Here is a 16,775-nt window from a genome sequence, read left to right on the forward strand (position 1 = left end):
GTCGAGCCCGCTCGCTATCGCAGACTCCTGCATGCGGCACCGCTGGGCCCGGCACAATAGGGAAACAGTCATGTTCGCACGCCTCCTGATCCTGTTCTACGCCATCCTGAGCTATGCCGTATTCCTTGCTTCATTTCTCTACGCGCTCGGTTTCGTCGGCAACTATCTCGTACCCAAGTCGATCGACGTCGGCGGCCCGACGAATGTGAGCGAGGCCATCGTCGTCGACCTGCTGCTGCTCGGACTATTTGCAGTTCAGCACAGCATTATGGCGCGCCCGGCCTTCAAACGATGGTCGGCCACGCTCTTTCCGGTGGCCTGCCAGCGCAGTACCTACGTGCTGCTCTCCAGCCTGATCCTTCTGCTGCTGTTCTGGCAGTGGCGGCCAATCCCGATACAGATCTGGCAGGTCGACGGAATTACGGCCTGGTTCCTGATCGGGGTCTACTGGCTCGGCTGGTCGGTCGTGCTGGCCTCGACCTTCATGATCGATCATTTCGACCTATCCGGCCTGCGCCAGGCTTTCTTCGCGCTGCGCGGGTCCGAGATGCCCGGTCAATCGTTCAAGACGCCGCTACTCTACAAAATCGTGCGGCATCCGCTCATGCTGGGCTTTCTGCTCGCGTTCTGGGCCGCGCCTGAGATGACCGCCGGCCACTTGCTGTTCGCGATCCTGAATACAGCCTACATCCTGGTCGGGCTGCAATTCGAGGAACGGGATTTGATCGCTGAGTTCGGCACGACCTACCTGCGTTATCGCCGGCACGTTCCCATGCTTGTCCCGCTCCCGGGCCGCAAGTTCGCCGATCCGAAGGACGCCGACGTCTAGGGTCTGGACCCGCTAATATGATCGAAATGGCGCCTGAAATGGCAAAAGGATGCGAGGAGAATCGCGAAGGTCGGGGTCTTTCCCCCGGCCAAGCGGTTCGACGACGCAGCTTGCAGTCATTTCGGCGTCCGAAGGATGTGGTCCATCTGCCCGACTACTTTGTCGCGAAGGACTTGAAAGCCGAATGGCTTCCTGCGCCTTCGCTCCGCGTATCCGAACAGATGGCCTCACTCCATTTCGACCATATTAGCGGGTCCAGACCCTAGATCGGTAGGCCCATGATCCGCTCGATGATGGCGATGCCCCAGACGCCGGCAACGATCAGCACCGAAATCAGCACCGCCAGCGAACCGCAGTCCTTGGCCAGTTGGATGTCGACATTGAACTCGCGGCTGAAGGCGTCGCAGGCCGCTTCGATGCCGGTGTTCAGCACCTCGACCATGATCAGCAGCAGCACCGCACCGATGAGCAGGGCATAGCCGCGCCACGAGATCGAAACAAACCAGCCGAGCGGCAAGGCGAGCGCAAGCAGCATCAGCTCCTGCTGAAAAGCCTTCTCGCTGACGGCCAGCTTGCGAAACGCCCGCACCGAATTGAAAAAAGCGTCGATCAGCCGCTGCATGCCAAGCCCCTTTGCGAATCACCGGCACGGGATAATGCAATGGCTGGCCAGATCAATGGAATAAGGCGACTTGTCCAAGATTCATTCGGCGACCGGTATGGCAGGCGTCGACTTTTCAAATTGCGGCAGCCCGTCATCGATCGAATAATAGTCGCCCTTGTCGCCGACGAAGATATGGCATTCGCCCTGGAGGTCTGTCGGCCTGTCGAACGATCCCGCCATGATCGAAATGTAATCCTGGTCGCGCGGCTTCCAGAACAGCAGCGATCCGCATGCCTTGCAAAAACCGCGCCTGGCGAAGGCAGACGCCTCGTACCAGGTGATGCTTTCCGCACCTTCGACCACGATGTTGGCGTCGGCAACGTTGGTCGCGGCATAGAAATGTCCGCTCTGCTTCCTGCATTGCGAGCAATGGCAATAGACGACGCCGCGCAGCGCTCCGCGCGTTCTGAAGCGAACCGCTCCGCACAAACACGATCCCCGGTGACTGTCACTCACGTCGAGCCCTCCTTGACACTCTGCTTGGCATCGGCATCGTCGCCAGGATTCCAGCTTTACGGCCGCCACACGCGAGCAAATGCGACATGCACTGGTATGACGAATCCGAAATTCGGTTCGATGATGGAACAGCTTCGAATTCAAGGCCACCAAACTGGCGCTGTCTCAGATTGTTGATGCGCGAGTTAGAGCTTCTGCAGACGCAGGCAGAGAAAAACCCGTGCAATCTCTGCGAATTAAGGAAACTTTAGCGCTGCCGCATTTATGGTCGCTGCAAGTGAAGGTCGTGGGTGGGGACCCGTCTCTTCGCAAATTGTTCTGGACTGTCGGGTTGCGTTCCCCTGGTCGGCGACAATTGGAACCCCGGAAATTCCGCGGCGTGCTCCGAGGGGAAGAGTGAATCGAAGATGCAGCCGGCAGCAATCCAGACCGAACGAAGCACCGACATCGCAGCCACGGTTGTCGCCACGATGCGCCAGCTGGGCGTCCTCGGACTGCCGCGCAACTATGAGATCTTCTACGAGGCGCTGAGCGGCACCAATCGCGAGCTCAGCCTTGCCGTCGTTTCGCTGAGCAGCCGGCCGACACAGGACGAGCTTGACCAGATCGGGCGCACCTTCTTTGCACATAACCATGGGCCCAGCATCGTCGAGCATGCGCGAGACGTCATCGCCAAGGAGCTCGAAGACGTCGCGCTGCTGCTGAGAAGCGAACGCAGCCACATCGAGAAATACGGCAGGATCCTCGATGAAACATCGAGCGGATTGAGCAGCCGCAGCCTCCTCTCCCAGGACCTTCTGCAGAAGATCGCCAACGCCATGGCAATTGCCACCAATTCGACGATCGACCATGGCAGGCAGGTCGCATTGACGCTCAGCGACAAGACCGCCGAACTTGAGAGTGTCAAGTCGAAGCTTGAGGAATACAAGCGGCTGGCCGATACTGATCCCTTGACCCATATCTGGAATCGCCGCGCCTTCGACAAGGAAATCACCAGGATCTACAACAGCAACAAGGGTATCCTGTTCAACGCGTTGATCCTTGCCGACATCGATCGCTTCAAGGACATCAACGATCGCTATGGCCACCCGGTCGGCGACAAGATCATCCAGATCATCGCCGACATTTTCCAGACCAGCATCCGCGGCGACATGTTCGTCGCCCGCACCGGCGGCGAGGAGTTCGCACTGATCGTCGAGGGTGCCAGCGAGGACGCCACCTATGAGATCGCAGAGCGCATTCGCGCACTGATCGAGCAGACGCCGTTCACCAGCAGCCAGACCGGCACGAACTACGGCACCGTCACTGTCTCGATGGGCATCTGCATGGCATCCGAAGCCGATGGTCCCGAAGACCTCTATACCAAGGCCGACCGGGCGCTTTATCGCTCCAAGGTCAGCGGCCGCAACCGCGTCACCAAGCACTCGACGATGGCCAGCCGTGCCGGCAAGAGCTGGCTGCTCTACAAGAAGGACTGATACCTTCGGCCTTTGCCGGTCCGCGCCGCGTCCGGCCGCGCCGGGAGCGCGGGTGTTGAGCTGAAAACAGAAAAGGCGCCGGATTTCTCGGGCGCCTCTTTCACCGGTTCATTCGGATCGCCGCGAAAATCAGCCGTTGACGGCCTGCTTGTGCTGGACTGGGTGGCTCTTCTTGAGCAGGTCCGAGACCAGGAAAGCCAGTTCGATCGCCTGGTCAGCATTGAGGCGCGGGTCGCAATGCGTGTGGTAGCGATCCTGCAGCTCCTCGGCCGTGATGGCGCGCGCGCCACCGGTGCATTCGGTGACATTCTTGCCGGTCATTTCGACATGGATGCCGCCCGGATGGGTGCCTTCGGCGCGATGCACCTCGAAGAACGTCTGCACCTCCTTCAGAATGCGGTCGAACGGCCGCGTCTTGTAGCCGGCGGCCTCGATGGTGTTGCCATGCATCGGGTCCGACGACCAGACCACGCTGCGCCCTTCCTTCTTCACCGCGCGCACCAGCTTCGGCAGATAGTCGGCGACCTTGTCGGAACCGAAGCGCGCGATCAGCGTCAGCCGACCGGGTTCGTTCTCCGGATTGAGCAGGTCGATCAGTTCCAGCAAGCCGTCCGGCGTCAGCGACGGACCGCATTTCAGGCCGAGCGGGTTCTTGATGCCGCGGCAGTATTCGACATGGGCATGGTCGGGCTGGCGCGTGCGGTCGCCGATCCAGATCATGTGGCCGGAGGTCGCGTACCAATCGCCGGAGGTTGAATCGACACGGGTCAGCGCCTCCTCATAGCCGAGCAACAGCGCCTCGTGGCTGGTGTAGAAATCGGTCTCGCGCAACGCGTAGTTGGTTTCCGAGGTGATACCGACGGCCTTCATGAAGTCCATCGTCTCGGTGATGCGGTTGGCGAGCGACTCGTATTTCTCGCCCTGCGGGCTGTCGGACACGAAGCCGAGCATCCAGCGATGCACATTCTCCAGGCTGGCATAGCCACCCTGCGCGAAGGCGCGCAAAAGGTTGAGCGTTGCCGCCGACTGGCGGTAGGCCATCTCCTGCCGTGCAGGATCGGGAATGCGCGACTTGGCGTCGAACTCGATGCCGTTGATGATGTCGCCGCGATAGCTGGGCAGCGTCACACCGCCCTTGGTTTCGTTGTCGGACGAGCGCGGCTTGGCGAACTGGCCGGCAACGCGACCAACCTTCACCACCGGCTGTGCGCCGGCAAAGGTCAGCACGACCGACATCTGCAGGAAGACACGGAAGAAGTCGCGGATGTTGTCCGCGCCGTGTTCAGCAAAACTCTCGGCGCAGTCTCCACCCTGGAGAAGGAAGGCGTCGCCGGCGGCGACAGCCGCGAGCTGCTTCTTCAGCTTGCGCGCCTCACCTGCAAAAACCAGCGGCGGAAAGGTGGCGAGCTGCGCTTCCGTGTTCTTCAGCGCGGCAAGATCCGGATAGGCAGGAACCTGCTTGATCGGCTTTGCTCTCCACGAATTCGGCGACCATTTCGTCATCGCTGCACCCAACGTTGTTTCCAGCGGCCTAGACTCCGCCATTCCCGGCCCCATACGGGGGATCGCGGCTCCATACACGAAGCCGATTTCCTATTCTAGACCGGAATTCAAGCGCTGGCGAATGCGCCGGCTGCGCTACGCGGCCTTCTCCACCAGCCGCGCCAGCTGCGTCATCACGACAGCCGAACCTGCCAGGCGCTTCTCGGCCGTTGGCCAGTCGCGCACGAACACGACACTGTGGTCCGGCCGGATCTTGGCCAATGACCCCTGCTCGCCGATGAACCGGACCAGCCCGACCGGGTTGGAGAACTCGCGCTTGCGGAAATGGATGACGACGCCCTTCGGCCCGGCGTCGAGCTTCTCGACATTGGCTTTGCGGCAGAGCGCCTTGATGAAGACGATCTTGAGCAGATGCTTCACCTCCTCCGGCAGCGGGCCGAACCGGTCGATCAGCTCGGCGCCGAAGGCATCGATTTCCTCGGTGTTCTCGAGATCGCCGAGACGGCGATAGAGCGCCAGCCTGAGCTGCAGGTCCGGCACATAGCTTTCCGGGATCATCACCGCCGTACCGACGGCGATCTGAGGCGACCAGCCGCCATCCTGGACTTCGCCGGAATCCTTCACCTCGGCGACGGCTTCTTCCAGCATCTGCTGGTAGAGCTCGAAACCGACCTCCTTGATGTGGCCGGACTGCTCTTCGCCGAGCAGATTGCCGGCGCCTCTGATATCGAGATCGTGGCTGGCCAGCTGGAAGCCGGCGCCCAGCGTGTCGAGTGATTGCAGCACCTTCAGCCGGCGCTCGGCGGTGTCGGTCAGTTTGCGGTTGGCCGGCAGTGTGAACAACGCATAGGCGCGCACCTTCGAGCGGCCGACGCGGCCACGCAACTGGTAAAGCTGCGACAGGCCGAACATGTCGGCGCGATGGATGATCAGCGTGTTGGCGGTCGGGATGTCGAGGCCGGATTCGACGATGGTGGTCGACAAGAGCACATCGTACTGTCCGTCATAGAAGGCATTCATGATATCGTCGAGTTCGCCCGGTGGCATCTGGCCATGGGCCACGGCGACCTTGAGCTCGGGGACGGCTTCCTTCAGAAAATCATGAACTTCGGCCAAATCGCTGATGCGCGGCACGACGTAGAAGGAATGGCCGCCGCGATAGCGTTCCCGAAGCAGCGTCTCGCGGATCACCAGCGGATCGAAGGGCGAGATGAAGGTGCGCACCGCCATGCGGTCGACCGGCGGCGTGGCGATCAGCGACAGTTCGCGCACACCGGTGAGCGCCAGCTGCAGCGTGCGCGGGATCGGCGTCGCCGACAGCGTCAGCACATGGACATCGGTCTTCAGGTCCTTCAGCCGTTCCTTGTGCTTGACGCCAAAGTGCTGCTCCTCGTCGATGATCAGCAGACCGAGATTCTTGAACGAGATCGCGGATCCGAGCAGCGCATGGGTGCCGACCACGATGTCGACCTGCCCCTCGGCGATGCCCTTCTTGGTTTCGGCCAACTCCTTGGCGCCGACCAGCCGCGACGCCTGGGCGACGCGGATCGGCAGGCCGGAAAAGCGCTGCGAGAATGTCTTGAAATGCTGGCGCGACAAAAGCGTGGTAGGCACTACCACCGCGACCTGAAAGCCTTCCATCGCCGCGATGAAGGCGGCGCGCAGCGCCACTTCGGTCTTGCCAAAGCCGACATCGCCGCAGATCAGCCGGTCCATCGGCTTGCCGGCGGCAAGGTCGTCCCGAACCGAGTCGATCGCCGTCTGCTGGTCGTCGGTCTCCTCATAGGGGAAGCGGGCAGCGAATTCGCCATAGAGGCCCTCCGCCGGCACCAGCGCCGGTGCGGCGCGCATCTGCCGTTCGGCGGCGATGCGGATCAGTTGCCCGGCCATGTCGAGCAGGCGTTTCTTCAGCCGCGCCTTGCGCGACTGCCAGGCGCCGCCGCCAAGCTTGTCCAGGGTCGCCTCGGCCGAATCCGAACCGTAGCGCGATAGAAGCTCGATGTTCTCGACCGGCAGGAACAGCCGGTCGTCGCCGGCATAGTGGATTTCCAGGCAGTCATGCGGTGCGCCCACGGCTTCGATGGTGCGCAGGCCGATGAAACGACCGATGCCGTGATCGGCGTGGACGACGATGTCGCCAGCCGACAGCGCCGAGGCTTCGGCAATAAAGTCCGAGGCGCGCTTCTTGCGCTTCGAGCGGCGGATCAGCCGGTCGCCGAGAATGTCCTGTTCGGCGACGACGACCAGCTTCTCGGTCTCGAAACCGGATTCCAGCGGCAGTACGGCAAGGGCCGCCTGCCCGGGCTCGAGCTTTTCCGCCTCCGCCAGCGTGGCGACTTGCTTGAGGTTGCCTAGATGGTGCTCGGCAAGGATCTGGCCGAGCCGGTCGAGCGAGCCTTCGGTCCAGCCGGCAATGACGATCCGGCGGCGCGCCGCGCGTTCGTCGGCAATGTGCCTGACGACGACGTCGAAGACATTGACGTTCGGATCGGCGCGCTCCTCGACGAAGCTGCGGCCGTGGCGCGAGCCGGCATGAAAGACCTTTTTCGCGCCGGCATCAGGCGCGTCGAAGGGCGTGAAGTCTATCGCTTCACGCGGTCCAAGCGAGGCGATCAGGTTTTCTGGCGAGAGATAGAGCAGGTCCGGCGGCACCGGCTTGTAAGGCACGGCATCCCTCAGCGCGCCGTCGGCCTGCTTCCTGCGCGCTTCGTAGTGATCGAGGATCAGCGTGTGGCGTTCGGCGAGCGCTTCATGCGCCAGATGGTCGAAGACGACAGGTGTATCGGGCAGGTAGTCGAACACGGTCTCCAGTCGCTCGTAGAAGAAAGGCAACCAGTGCTCCATGCCGGCGAAGCGCCTGCCCTCGCTGACCGCCGCATAGAGCCCGTCGTCGCGCTGGGGCGCGCCAAAGGCTTCGATATAGGAGCGGCGGAAGCGGCTGATGGTTTCCGGCGTCAGCGCCACTTCGCTCATCGCCTGCAGCGCCATCGACTTGCGCTGGCCGGTGGTGCGCTGGGTGGCGGCATCAAAGACGCGGATCGATTCCAGCGTGTCGCCGAAGAAATCAAGCCTGAGCGCTTCGGCCCAACCGGGCGCGAAAAGGTCGAGAATGCCGCCGCGCACCGCGAATTCACCGATGCCGCGCACGGTCGGCACCCGCTCGAAACCGGACGTCTCCAGCCGCGACACCAGTGCGTTCATGTCGATCTGGTTGCCGGGCCTGGCGTGGAAGGTCTGCGCCTCGACCAGCCCGGCCGGCGGAATGCGCTGCAGCAGCGCATTGGCGGTAGTGAGGATGACGGCGCGATGTGGCTTCTTCGCCAGCGCGATCATGGCGGTCAACGCATCGAGGCGCTTGGCGGCGGCGTCCGAGCCGGGCGAGACGCGGTCGTAGGGCAGACAGTCCCAGGCCGGCAACTCCAGCACTGGCAGGCCGGGTGCCGCGAAGGACAGCGCCTCGATGATCGCCGGCAGGCGCTGGCCGTCACGCGCCACGAACAGGACCGGCTTGTCGGGCGCGATCTCGAGTGCTGCCTGCACCAGCGCGAAGGCCTCATAGCCATCGGCGACACCGTCGACTATGAACTGGCCGGCGCGCCCTTTCGGCAGGCCGATGGTGGGGATGAGGCTCATGAAATCACGTCGTTCAGAATGTCATGGAGTGGCGGAAAGCCAGGATCTTTTGCAGGACGGCACAATCAATATCCGCCGGGACCGGGTGTTCGCCGGTCACCATGGGCAGGAATTCGGTGTCGGGAATGTCGAGGAGCCTCTCATATTGGTCGATCTCCTCGCTGGTCAAGGCGCCGATTTCGGCGTCGGCGAACGTGCCGAGGATCAGGTCCATCTCGCGCAGGCCGCGATGCCAGGAGCGAAACAGCAGCTTGCGGCGACGGGCGTCGAGCCCCTCGCTTGCCAACCCGGCACTTGATCTCGTCGTTCCGGTCATTGTGCCGCATCCTCACTTGTTGCGGCGCATATAGCGTGGATAGAAGGTGCTGTCAGCCTTGCGCTGTGGCCGTCGCGACATAAGCTGACATCATGCGTCCTTCCCAGCTCGACCCCTTGTTCGTCCCGATCACCTCGCTTGCCGGCGTGGGGTCGAAGGTTGGCGCGCTGATCGAGAAGGTCGTCGCCGCCGATCTCGGCGATCGCGCGGCGCGTGCCGGCGACCTTCTGTTCGTGCTGCCGCACACCGTCATCGACCGTCGCAACCGTCCGGGCATTGCCGGTTCGGCCGAAGGCGCGATCGTCACGCTCGACGTGCGCATCGACCGTCATCAGCCGCCGCCGCGCGGCAACAGGTCGGTGCCATACCGGGTTTATGCACATGACGACACCGGCGAGATCGCGCTGACCTTCTTCCATGCTCATGCCTCTTATCTTGAAAAGGCGATGCCCGTGGGCGAGCATGTCGTGATCTCCGGCCGCATGGAATGGTTCAACGGCCGCCCGACCATGGTCCATCCCGACCACATCGCGCTCGCCAGCGAGGCGGAAAACCTGCCGCTCGTCGAACCGGTCTATCCGCTCACCGCCGGGCTCTCTGGCAAGGTGCTGCGCCGGGCGATCGGCCAGGCGCTCGCACGCTTGCCCGTGTTGGCCGAATGGCAGGATGGCGCGTTCATGCGCCGACAGAGCTTTCCTGCCTTTGGCGACGCGCTCGCCCGCATCCACAATCCGGCGGACCCGATCGATGTGTCCGTGGACGGTGCCGCCTGGCGGCGCCTCGCCTATGACGAGTTGCTGGCAGGCCAGGTCTCGCTGGCGCTGGTGCGGGCTAAAGTCCGCCGCCTGTCCGGCCGCCCCTTGGTCGGCGACGGCAGTATCGTCGAGAAACTGCGCGCCGCACTCCCCTATTCGTTGACGGCCAGCCAGGAATTCGCGCTTGCCGAAATCAATGCCGACCTCGCCGCTCCCGAACGCATGCTGCGGCTTCTGCAAGGCGATGTCGGCTCCGGCAAGACGGTCGTCGCGTTGCTCGCCATGGCGCGCGCCGTCGAGGCCGGAGGCCAGGCAGCACTGATGGCACCGACCGAAATCCTGGCACGGCAGCATCTGGCAACGATCGCGCCTCTTGCCGCCAAGGTCGGGCTGCGGATCGCCATCCTGACCGGCCGTGAAAAAGGCCGCGAACGCACCGACACGCTGGCCGGTCTGGCGAGCGGCGAGATCGACATCGTCGTCGGCACCCACGCGCTGTTTCAGGAGACGGTGATCTTCCACGACCTGGTCCTCGCCGTCATCGACGAGCAGCATCGCTTCGGCGTTCATCAGCGGCTTGCCATCACCGCCAAGGGCGACGCGCCCGACATGCTGGTGATGACGGCCACACCCATCCCGCGCACGCTGGTGCTGACCGCCTTCGGCGACATGGATGTGTCGAAGCTGACGGAAAAGCCGGCCGGCCGCCAGCCTATCCGCACCGTCACGCTGCCGCTCGAACGGCTCGACGAACTGGTCGGCCGCATGGTTGAGGCCGTCGCCGGTGGCCAGAAGATCTACTGGATCTGCCCGTTGGTCGAAGAATCCGAAGAAATCAAGCTGATGTCGGCCGAGGACCGTTTCGCTTCGCTGAAACCGCTGTTTGGCGACCGCATCGGCCTTGTTCATGGCCGCATGAAGGGTGCCGAGAAGGATGAAGCAATGCGCGCCTTCAAAGAGGGCGAGACGCGCATCCTGATCGCCACCACGGTCATCGAGGTCGGCGTCGACGTGCCTGACGCCACTGTCATGGTCATCGAACATGCCGAGCGCTTTGGCCTTGCGCAATTGCACCAGCTGCGCGGCCGTGTCGGACGCGGCGTCAAGCCGTCTTCCTGTGTGCTGCTCTACAAGGACCCGCTTGGCGAGACGGCCAAGCGACGACTGTCGGTCATGCGCGAGACGGAAGATGGCTTCCTGATCGCCGAGGAAGATCTGAAGCTGCGCGGCGAAGGCGAGTTGCTGGGCACCCGCCAGTCCGGCACGCCGGGTTTCCAGGTGGCGCGCATCGAGGCGCATGCCGACCTTTTGGAGGCCGCCCGCGACGACGCAAGGCTGATCCTGTCCCGCGACCCGGAGCTGCAGTCCGATCGGGGCGCCGCGCTGCGACTGCTGCTTTACTTGTTCGGCCGCGACGAGGCCGTGCGGCTCTTGCGTGCCGGCTGAGCCAAGGCCCCAACCGACGGGTTGGCAAGCACGCCCTCGATCGGTTCGCCATTCACAACAACCACTTTCGACTTGACCTCGGGCGCAACCAGCCCGGCGGATACGATCAGCTTTGCGCCGTCCTCGATCGTCATGTCGAGCAGCACGATGTCCGACTTCGGCACGTACATGAGAAAGCCCGTCGTTGGATTGGGCGTGCAGGGCATGAACACGGCGATCAGCGGATCGCCTTCCTGATCGAGCTTCTCATTGATCTCGTTTTCTTTCTCGCTGGCGACGAAGACCAAGGACCAGACGCCCTTGCGCGGATATTCGACCAACCCGACCTGGCGGAACATGTCGCCCTTGTTGGACAGCACGGTCTCGAAGATCTGCTTCAGCGAACCATAAATGCCGCGCACCAGCGGCATGCGGCCAAGCAGGCGTTCGCCAAAATTGACGATGGCGCGGCCGACGATGTTGGCTGTCAGGAAGCCGATCAGGGTGATCAGGATCAGGGCGACGATCAATCCGAATCCCGGGACAGGAAACGGCAGATAGGAATCGGGGCTATAGCGTGCCGGAATGTACGGTTTTACCCAGGAATCGACCCAGCCTATGAAGGACCAGGCGATATAGGCGGTGATCGCCAGTGGCGCGCACACGACGAAGCCTGTGAGGAAATAGTTCCTCAGCCGGGTCATGCCGGAGGTTTTCGGAGCATCGGACATGGTTCACCGGGGCGTGCTATTGCGACGCAACATTAGTGAACCGGAAGGCGCTTTGGAACTGCGAAGTTTTTAAAGGCGCCTATTCCACCGTCACCGATTTCGCCAGATTGCGCGGCTGGTCGACGTCGGTGCCCATGAACACGGCGGTGAAATAGGCGAGCATCTGGATCGGCAGCGCGTAGATGATCGGCGAGATGATTTCGGGCACGTCCGGAAGCACAATCGTTTCCATCGTCTTCACGCTCGCAAGCGCCGCGCCCTTGCTGTCGGTGATCAGGATGATCTTGCCGCCACGCGCCGCCACTTCCTGCATGTTCGACACGGTCTTTTCGAAAATCCGGTCATGCGGCGCGATGACGATCACCGGCATGTTCTCGTCGATCAGCGCGATCGGGCCATGCTTCAACTCGCCCGCGGCATAGCCTTCGGCGTGGATATAGGAGATTTCCTTGAGCTTCAGCGCCCCTTCCATGGCCAGCGGGAAATTGGTGTCGCGGCCCAGATAGAGCACATCGCTGTAGCGCGACAATTCCCGTGCGATCCGTTCGATCTGCTCTTCAAGCTTGAGCACCTGGTTGGCATAGCGCGGCGCTTCTGAAAGCTCGCGCACCAGGGTTTTCTCCTGTTCCTTCGAAATTGTCCCGCGCGCCACGCCGGCACGCACGGCAAGCGAGGCCAGCACCGAGAGCTGGCAGGTAAACGCCTTGGTCGAAGCGACACCGATCTCCGGGCCGGCCAAAGTCGGCAGCACGACGTCGGATTCACGCGCCATGGTCGATTCGCGCACGTTGACGACCGCGCCGATCTTCATCCCCGCCTTGCGGCAATAGCGCAGCGAGGCCAGTGTGTCGGCGGTTTCGCCCGACTGCGAGATGAAGAAGGCAGCATCGTCCGCCGACAGCGGCATCTCGCGGTAGCGGAATTCCGAGGCGACATCGATATCGACCGGCAGCCGCGCATAGCGCTCGAACCAGTATTTGCCTATCAGGCCGGCGAGATACGCCGTGCCGCAGGCCGAAATCGCCAGCCGGTTGATCCTGGCAAAGTCGAACGGCAGGTCGAGCGGCTTGCAGACGCCACCGACGAAATCCAGATAGTTCGCCAGCGTGTGCGAGATCACCTCGGGCTGTTCATGGATTTCCTTCTCCATGAAATGGCGCCGATTGCCCTTGTCGACCATGAAGCTGGTCGAAAGCGACTGCTGGCGTTTGCGGTCGACCGTTTTGCCGTCGATGTCGAAAATGGTGACACCGTCGCGACGCACCACCGCCCAGTCGCCATCTTCCAGATAGGTGATCGAATTGGTGAACGGGGCGAGCGCGATGGCGTCGGAGCCCAAGAACATCTCGCCATCGCCATGGCCGACCGCCAGTGGCGGGCCATTGCGCGCGCCGACGATAAGATCCTCGTCGCCCTTGAACATGATGGCCAGCGCAAATGCGCCTTGCAGCCGTTTCAGCGCCTGGTGCGCGGCCTCGACCGGCTTCAGCCCCTTGGCCAGCTCGCGCGCTACCAGATGGGCGACGACTTCGGTGTCGGTCTGCGAGGAAAAACTGTAGCCGTCGCGGATCAGCTCGTCGCGCAGCTCGGCGAAATTCTCGATGATGCCGTTATGGACGATGGCGACGCCGTCGGAAAAATGCGGATGCGCATTGGTCTCGTTCGGCACGCCATGCGTCGCCCAGCGCGTATGGCCAATGCCGATCGTGCCGTTGAGTGGCTCGTCCTCCAACCTGCGTTCGAGATTGATCAGCTTGCCCTCGGCGCGGCGGCGGGCAAGCTGGCCATGGTCGATGGTGGCGACACCGGCAGAGTCATAGCCGCGATATTCGAGCCGCTTCAGCGCATCGACGATGCGCGGCGCAACCTGCGAATGGCCGACGATTCCAACGATACCGCACATGCAGACAGCCCCGATTCCTTGCAGAAACCCAGCGCTATTTAGGGATCGCCGGCCTGCCGCGAAAGTCACATTGCATTTCGTCCCGTATCAGCGGAACGGTCATCCTTGTCGATGCACCCTGACAGACCGCTCTTGCAATCCGGTTACTGTAATCGCTCCGTTTTTCCGGGCCGGTTTCACTTCTTCTTGGCGGCCGCGGCCGAAGCAAACCGTTCGCGCAATTCCTTGCCTTTGCCTGGGATCGTCTTCTGGCGGGCGCGGCCGAAGGCCAGCGCATCATCGGGTACGTCTTCGGTGATAACGCTGCCCGAGGCGATGTAGCCGCCCTTGCCGATCGTTATCGGCGCCACGAGCGCGGAATTCGAGCCTACGAAAGCCCCTTCGCCGATGTCGGTGAAGAATTTCGAATAGCCATCGTAGTTGCAGGTGATGGTGCCGGCGCCGATATTGGCGCCAGCGCCGACGCGGGCATCGCCGATATAGGTCAGGTGGTTGACCTTGGCGCCCTCCTCGATGGTCGCCTGCTTGACCTCGCAGAAATTGCCGACCTTGGCCTTTTGCTTGAGATCGGCACCGGGCCTCAGCCGCGCGAACGGTCCGACATCGCAGTTCGAGGCAATGGTGGCGCCTTCGATATGACTGAAGGCATGGATCTTGGCGCCCGTGGCGATTTTCACGCCTGGGCCGAACCAGACATTGGGCTCGACGATCGTGTCGGCGCCGATCTCCGTATCGTGCGAGAAGAACACGGTTTCCGGCGCTATCAGCGTCACCCCCGACAGCATCGCCTCTTGCCGCCGGCGTTGCTGCCAGATGCCTTCGGCTTGCGCCAGTTCGGCGCGGTTGTTGATGCCGAGCGCATTCTCGAAACTGGCTTCGGTGGCGACGACATCAAGGCCTTGCCCGCTGGCGATCCCGACGATGTCGGTGAGGTAATATTCCCCCTTGGCATTCTTGTTGCCGACCGCGTCGAGCAGCTTCAGCGCCCGGCCACCGGCCACCGCCATCAGCCCGCCATTGCAGAAGGTGATCTTCTTCTCTTCGTCGCTGCAGTCCTTCTCCTCGCGGATGGCGACCAGCTTGCCGCCCTTTTCGATCAGCCGGCCATAGCCGGTTGGATTGGGCGTGCGAAAGCCGATGACCGCCACAGCCGCGCCTTCGGCCAGTTTCAGCCGCGCCACGGTGAGCGCGCCCGGGTCGATCAGCGGCGTGTCGCCGAACATCACCAGGACATCGTCGTAACCCCTTGATATCGCTTCGCGAGCGGCAAGCACGGCGTGCGCGGTGCCGAGGCGTTTTTCCTGAACGAAGGTCTCGGCCTCAGGCGCGAATTTTGCCGCGGCCTTGCGCATTTCGTCCGCCCCGTGGCCGATCACCAGCACCTGGTCGCCGGCACCGGCGGTTTCGGCGGCCTTCACGACATGGGCGACCATCGGCAGACCCGCGATCTGGTGCAGGACCTTCGGCAACGCGCTTTTCATTCGCGTGCCTTCGCCGGCGGCAAGGATGACGGACAGGCAGGTTCTCTGGCTCATGGAAGGACAACCATATGAAAAGGGTTGGGAATCAAGACAGGATAGCAGTGGCGCCATGCTGCACCAATGCGGTTAAATTCCGGTGAGATGGTGGTAACGGAAGAGCAGCTGACTCTTAATCAGCGGGTCTGTCGTTCAATACCGGGTGCAAGCATGCGGCTTGTATCTAGCCAAGGCGCTACCCCAGCCGCCCCAGCACCGGGAAGTTCTCGAGCAGCCAGTAGGACACCGTCTGCACGCCGCCGGTGAGGAAAAACACGCCGGCGACGACCAGCAGTGCGCCGATCGCTTTTTCGACGCGACCGAGATGGACGCGGAATTTGCCGAGGAAGCGCATGAAGGCGCCGGAAAACAGCGCCGCGATCAGGAACGGGATGCCGAGGCCAAGCGAATAGGCGGCGAGCAGCAGCGCGCCCTCGCCCACGGTTTCACGGCCGCCGGCCAGCGTCAGGATCGGCCCCAGCACCGGCCCGATGCAGGGCGTCCAGCCGAAGGCGAAGGCCAGTCCCATGACATAGGCGGCAAGGGCATTTGCCGGCTTGCCTTGCGACTGGAAGCGCGCCTCGCGCGACAGCAGCGGAATGCGCAGGATGCCGAGGAAATTCAGGCCCATCAGGATGATGAGCACACCGGCCGCCATCGCCAGCGGCTCCTGCCAGACCCGCAGCCAATGGCCGATGGTCGAAGCGCCGGCGCCGAGCGCCACGAACACGGTCGAGAAGCCGAGCACGAAGGCGACCGATGAATAGAGCAGCGCGCCGCGCGTGCCTTCCCGAGCCGTCACGCCCGCATCGCCGCGAAAATCGTCGACAGAGACGCCAGCCATATAGCAGAGATAGGGCGGCACCAGCGGCAGCACGCACGGTGACAGGAACGAGATGGCCCCCGCCCCGACCGCGCTGACATAGCCAATGTCCAATGCCATTCCAAAACTCCGACTGTCCCGGCGCCGATATAGGCTCGACGCTGCTTCTCCACCAATCACCATTTTGTGGCAAGTCGTCGGCGCATGCTGAGGCCAGGGAAGAAAGGACCTGCGGCTGGCGTTGATACAGTGAGGCCGCGATTTCCCGCGCCTCTTTGGAACATCCAGGGAGATCCCCATGAAAACGATAACAGTCGGGTTAGCCGCGCTTTTGCTCAGCACCGCCGCATCCTTCGCCGCCGACGCGTGGAAGGAAGCCGAGGTCGGTGGCACCAAAATCTACACCGACGCCAACGGCATGACGCTCTATACCTATGACAAGGACGCGAAGGGCAAGTCCAACTGCTACGACAAATGCGCCACCAACTGGCCGCCGCTGAAGGCCGAGGCTGGCGCCAAGGGAGATGACGAGTGGAGCGTCGTCGACCGCACCGACGGCACCAAGATGTGGGCCTATGACGGCAAGCCGGTCTACACCTTCATCAAGGACAAGAAGGCCGGCGACATGAGCGGCGACGGCGTCGCCGATGTCTGGCACGTCGTCAAGGCCAACTAGACCCCTCAATGCGAATTCCCGCCCGCCGGCGGGATATGCTGGTCGCCAGGCATCCCATGCAGCCGG

13 protein-coding genes are annotated in these 16,775 nt (G+C 62.8%); 4 read left to right on the forward strand and 9 right to left on the reverse strand.

The window, feature by feature from the left end; translation table 11 throughout:
* The first annotated feature begins 70 nt into the window (after nucleotides 1-70).
* Entirely contained in the window at nucleotides 71-829 is a 759-nt protein-coding gene (gene mddA, locus BLS48_RS01705; RefSeq protein ID WP_091575118.1) for a methanethiol S-methyltransferase, read from the forward strand.
* A gap of 262 nt (nucleotides 830-1,091) precedes the next feature.
* Here mddA and BLS48_RS01710 read toward each other — a convergent pair whose 3' ends face one another.
* Nucleotides 1,092-1,451 (reverse strand): diacylglycerol kinase, encoded by a 360-nt coding sequence (locus tag BLS48_RS01710; protein ID WP_091575119.1) that lies wholly within the window; start codon nucleotides 1,449-1,451, stop codon nucleotides 1,092-1,094.
* An 81-nt stretch (nucleotides 1,452-1,532) separates the two neighbouring features.
* Nucleotides 1,533-1,949 carry a GFA family protein gene (locus BLS48_RS01715; RefSeq protein ID WP_091575121.1) on the reverse strand — a complete coding sequence of 139 codons (417 nt, stop codon included), beginning with the start codon at nucleotides 1,947-1,949 and terminating at the stop codon, nucleotides 1,533-1,535.
* Between the two features lie 407 nt (nucleotides 1,950-2,356).
* Here BLS48_RS01715 and BLS48_RS01720 point away from each other — a divergent pair, with 407 nt between their 5' ends.
* Complete coding sequence (locus BLS48_RS01720; protein WP_091575123.1) at nucleotides 2,357-3,427, forward strand: GGDEF domain-containing protein; 1,071 nt, start codon at nucleotides 2,357-2,359, stop codon at nucleotides 3,425-3,427.
* A 129-nt stretch (nucleotides 3,428-3,556) separates the two neighbouring features.
* Here the strand turns inward: BLS48_RS01720 and BLS48_RS01725 are convergent, their stop codons facing one another.
* From BLS48_RS01725 to BLS48_RS01735, 3 genes are all read right to left on the reverse strand, one after another.
* Nucleotides 3,557-4,930, reverse strand: a complete 1,374-nt coding sequence (locus BLS48_RS01725) for a class II 3-deoxy-7-phosphoheptulonate synthase (protein WP_091575124.1) — start codon at nucleotides 4,928-4,930, stop codon at nucleotides 3,557-3,559.
* Between the two features lie 135 nt (nucleotides 4,931-5,065).
* Nucleotides 5,066-8,563, reverse strand: coding sequence for a transcription-repair coupling factor (mfd, locus tag BLS48_RS01730; RefSeq protein ID WP_091575126.1), 3,498 nt, complete (start codon nucleotides 8,561-8,563; stop codon nucleotides 5,066-5,068).
* 13 nt (nucleotides 8,564-8,576) lie between these two features.
* Entirely contained in the window at nucleotides 8,577-8,879 is a 303-nt protein-coding gene (locus BLS48_RS01735; protein WP_091575128.1) for a succinate dehydrogenase assembly factor 2, read from the reverse strand.
* A 92-nt stretch (nucleotides 8,880-8,971) separates the two neighbouring features.
* Between BLS48_RS01735 and recG the strand changes: the two genes are divergently transcribed.
* Nucleotides 8,972-11,080, forward strand: coding sequence for an ATP-dependent DNA helicase RecG (recG, locus tag BLS48_RS01740; protein ID WP_091575130.1), 2,109 nt, complete (start codon nucleotides 8,972-8,974; stop codon nucleotides 11,078-11,080).
* Here the strand turns inward: recG and BLS48_RS01745 are convergent.
* From BLS48_RS01745 to BLS48_RS01760, 4 genes are all read right to left on the reverse strand, one after another.
* The gene (locus BLS48_RS01745; RefSeq protein ID WP_091575131.1) at nucleotides 11,032-11,790 is read right to left on the reverse strand and encodes a DUF502 domain-containing protein; all 759 of its coding nucleotides are present in this window, start codon (nucleotides 11,788-11,790) and stop codon (nucleotides 11,032-11,034) included. The two genes, recG and BLS48_RS01745, sit on opposite strands and share 49 nt — an antisense overlap.
* 79 nt (nucleotides 11,791-11,869) lie before the next feature.
* Nucleotides 11,870-13,693: a glutamine--fructose-6-phosphate transaminase (isomerizing) gene (gene glmS / locus BLS48_RS01750; protein WP_091575133.1), complete on the reverse strand. Its 1,824-nt coding sequence runs from the start codon at nucleotides 13,691-13,693 to the stop codon at nucleotides 11,870-11,872.
* 176 nt (nucleotides 13,694-13,869) lie between these two features.
* Nucleotides 13,870-15,228 carry a bifunctional UDP-N-acetylglucosamine diphosphorylase/glucosamine-1-phosphate N-acetyltransferase GlmU gene (gene glmU, locus BLS48_RS01755; protein ID WP_091575135.1) on the reverse strand — a complete coding sequence of 453 codons (1,359 nt, stop codon included), beginning with the start codon at nucleotides 15,226-15,228 and terminating at the stop codon, nucleotides 13,870-13,872.
* A gap of 178 nt (nucleotides 15,229-15,406) precedes the next feature.
* Entirely contained in the window at nucleotides 15,407-16,153 is a 747-nt protein-coding gene (locus BLS48_RS01760; RefSeq protein WP_091575136.1) for a cytochrome c biogenesis CcdA family protein, read from the reverse strand.
* Nucleotides 16,154-16,331: 178 nt separating this feature from the next.
* Here BLS48_RS01760 and BLS48_RS01765 point away from each other — a divergent pair, with 178 nt between their 5' ends.
* Nucleotides 16,332-16,709 carry a COG4315 family predicted lipoprotein gene (locus tag BLS48_RS01765; protein ID WP_091575138.1) on the forward strand — a complete coding sequence of 126 codons (378 nt, stop codon included), beginning with the start codon at nucleotides 16,332-16,334 and terminating at the stop codon, nucleotides 16,707-16,709.
* Nucleotides 16,710-16,775: the final 66 nt, after the last annotated feature.

It is taken from the genome of Mesorhizobium qingshengii, assembly GCF_900103325.1.
Lineage (GTDB): Bacteria > Pseudomonadota > Alphaproteobacteria > Rhizobiales > Rhizobiaceae > Mesorhizobium > Mesorhizobium qingshengii.

Bases quoted from the DNA above. Each gene is read 5' to 3' on its own strand.
- mddA (WP_091575118.1), top strand. From the start codon at position 71: ATGTTCGCACGCCTCCTGATCCTGTTCTACGCCATCCTGAGCTATGCC.
- BLS48_RS01710 (WP_091575119.1), bottom strand. From the start codon at position 1,451: ATGCAGCGGCTGATCGACGCTTTTTTCAATTCGGTGCGGGCGTTTCGC.
- BLS48_RS01720 (WP_091575123.1), top strand. From the start codon at position 2,357: ATGCAGCCGGCAGCAATCCAGACCGAACGAAGCACCGACATCGCAGCC.
- BLS48_RS01725 (WP_091575124.1), bottom strand. From the start codon at position 4,930: ATGACGAAATGGTCGCCGAATTCGTGGAGAGCAAAGCCGATCAAGCAG.
- mfd (WP_091575126.1), bottom strand. From the start codon at position 8,563: ATGAGCCTCATCCCCACCATCGGCCTGCCGAAAGGGCGCGCCGGCCAG.
- BLS48_RS01735 (WP_091575128.1), bottom strand. From the start codon at position 8,879: ATGACCGGAACGACGAGATCAAGTGCCGGGTTGGCAAGCGAGGGGCTC.
- recG (WP_091575130.1), top strand. From the start codon at position 8,972: ATGCGTCCTTCCCAGCTCGACCCCTTGTTCGTCCCGATCACCTCGCTT.
- BLS48_RS01745 (WP_091575131.1), bottom strand. From the start codon at position 11,790: ATGTCCGATGCTCCGAAAACCTCCGGCATGACCCGGCTGAGGAACTAT.
- glmS (WP_091575133.1), bottom strand. From the start codon at position 13,693: ATGTGCGGTATCGTTGGAATCGTCGGCCATTCGCAGGTTGCGCCGCGC.
- glmU (WP_091575135.1), bottom strand. From the start codon at position 15,228: ATGAGCCAGAGAACCTGCCTGTCCGTCATCCTTGCCGCCGGCGAAGGC.
- BLS48_RS01760 (WP_091575136.1), bottom strand. From the start codon at position 16,153: ATGGCATTGGACATTGGCTATGTCAGCGCGGTCGGGGCGGGGGCCATC.
- BLS48_RS01765 (WP_091575138.1), top strand. From the start codon at position 16,332: ATGAAAACGATAACAGTCGGGTTAGCCGCGCTTTTGCTCAGCACCGCC.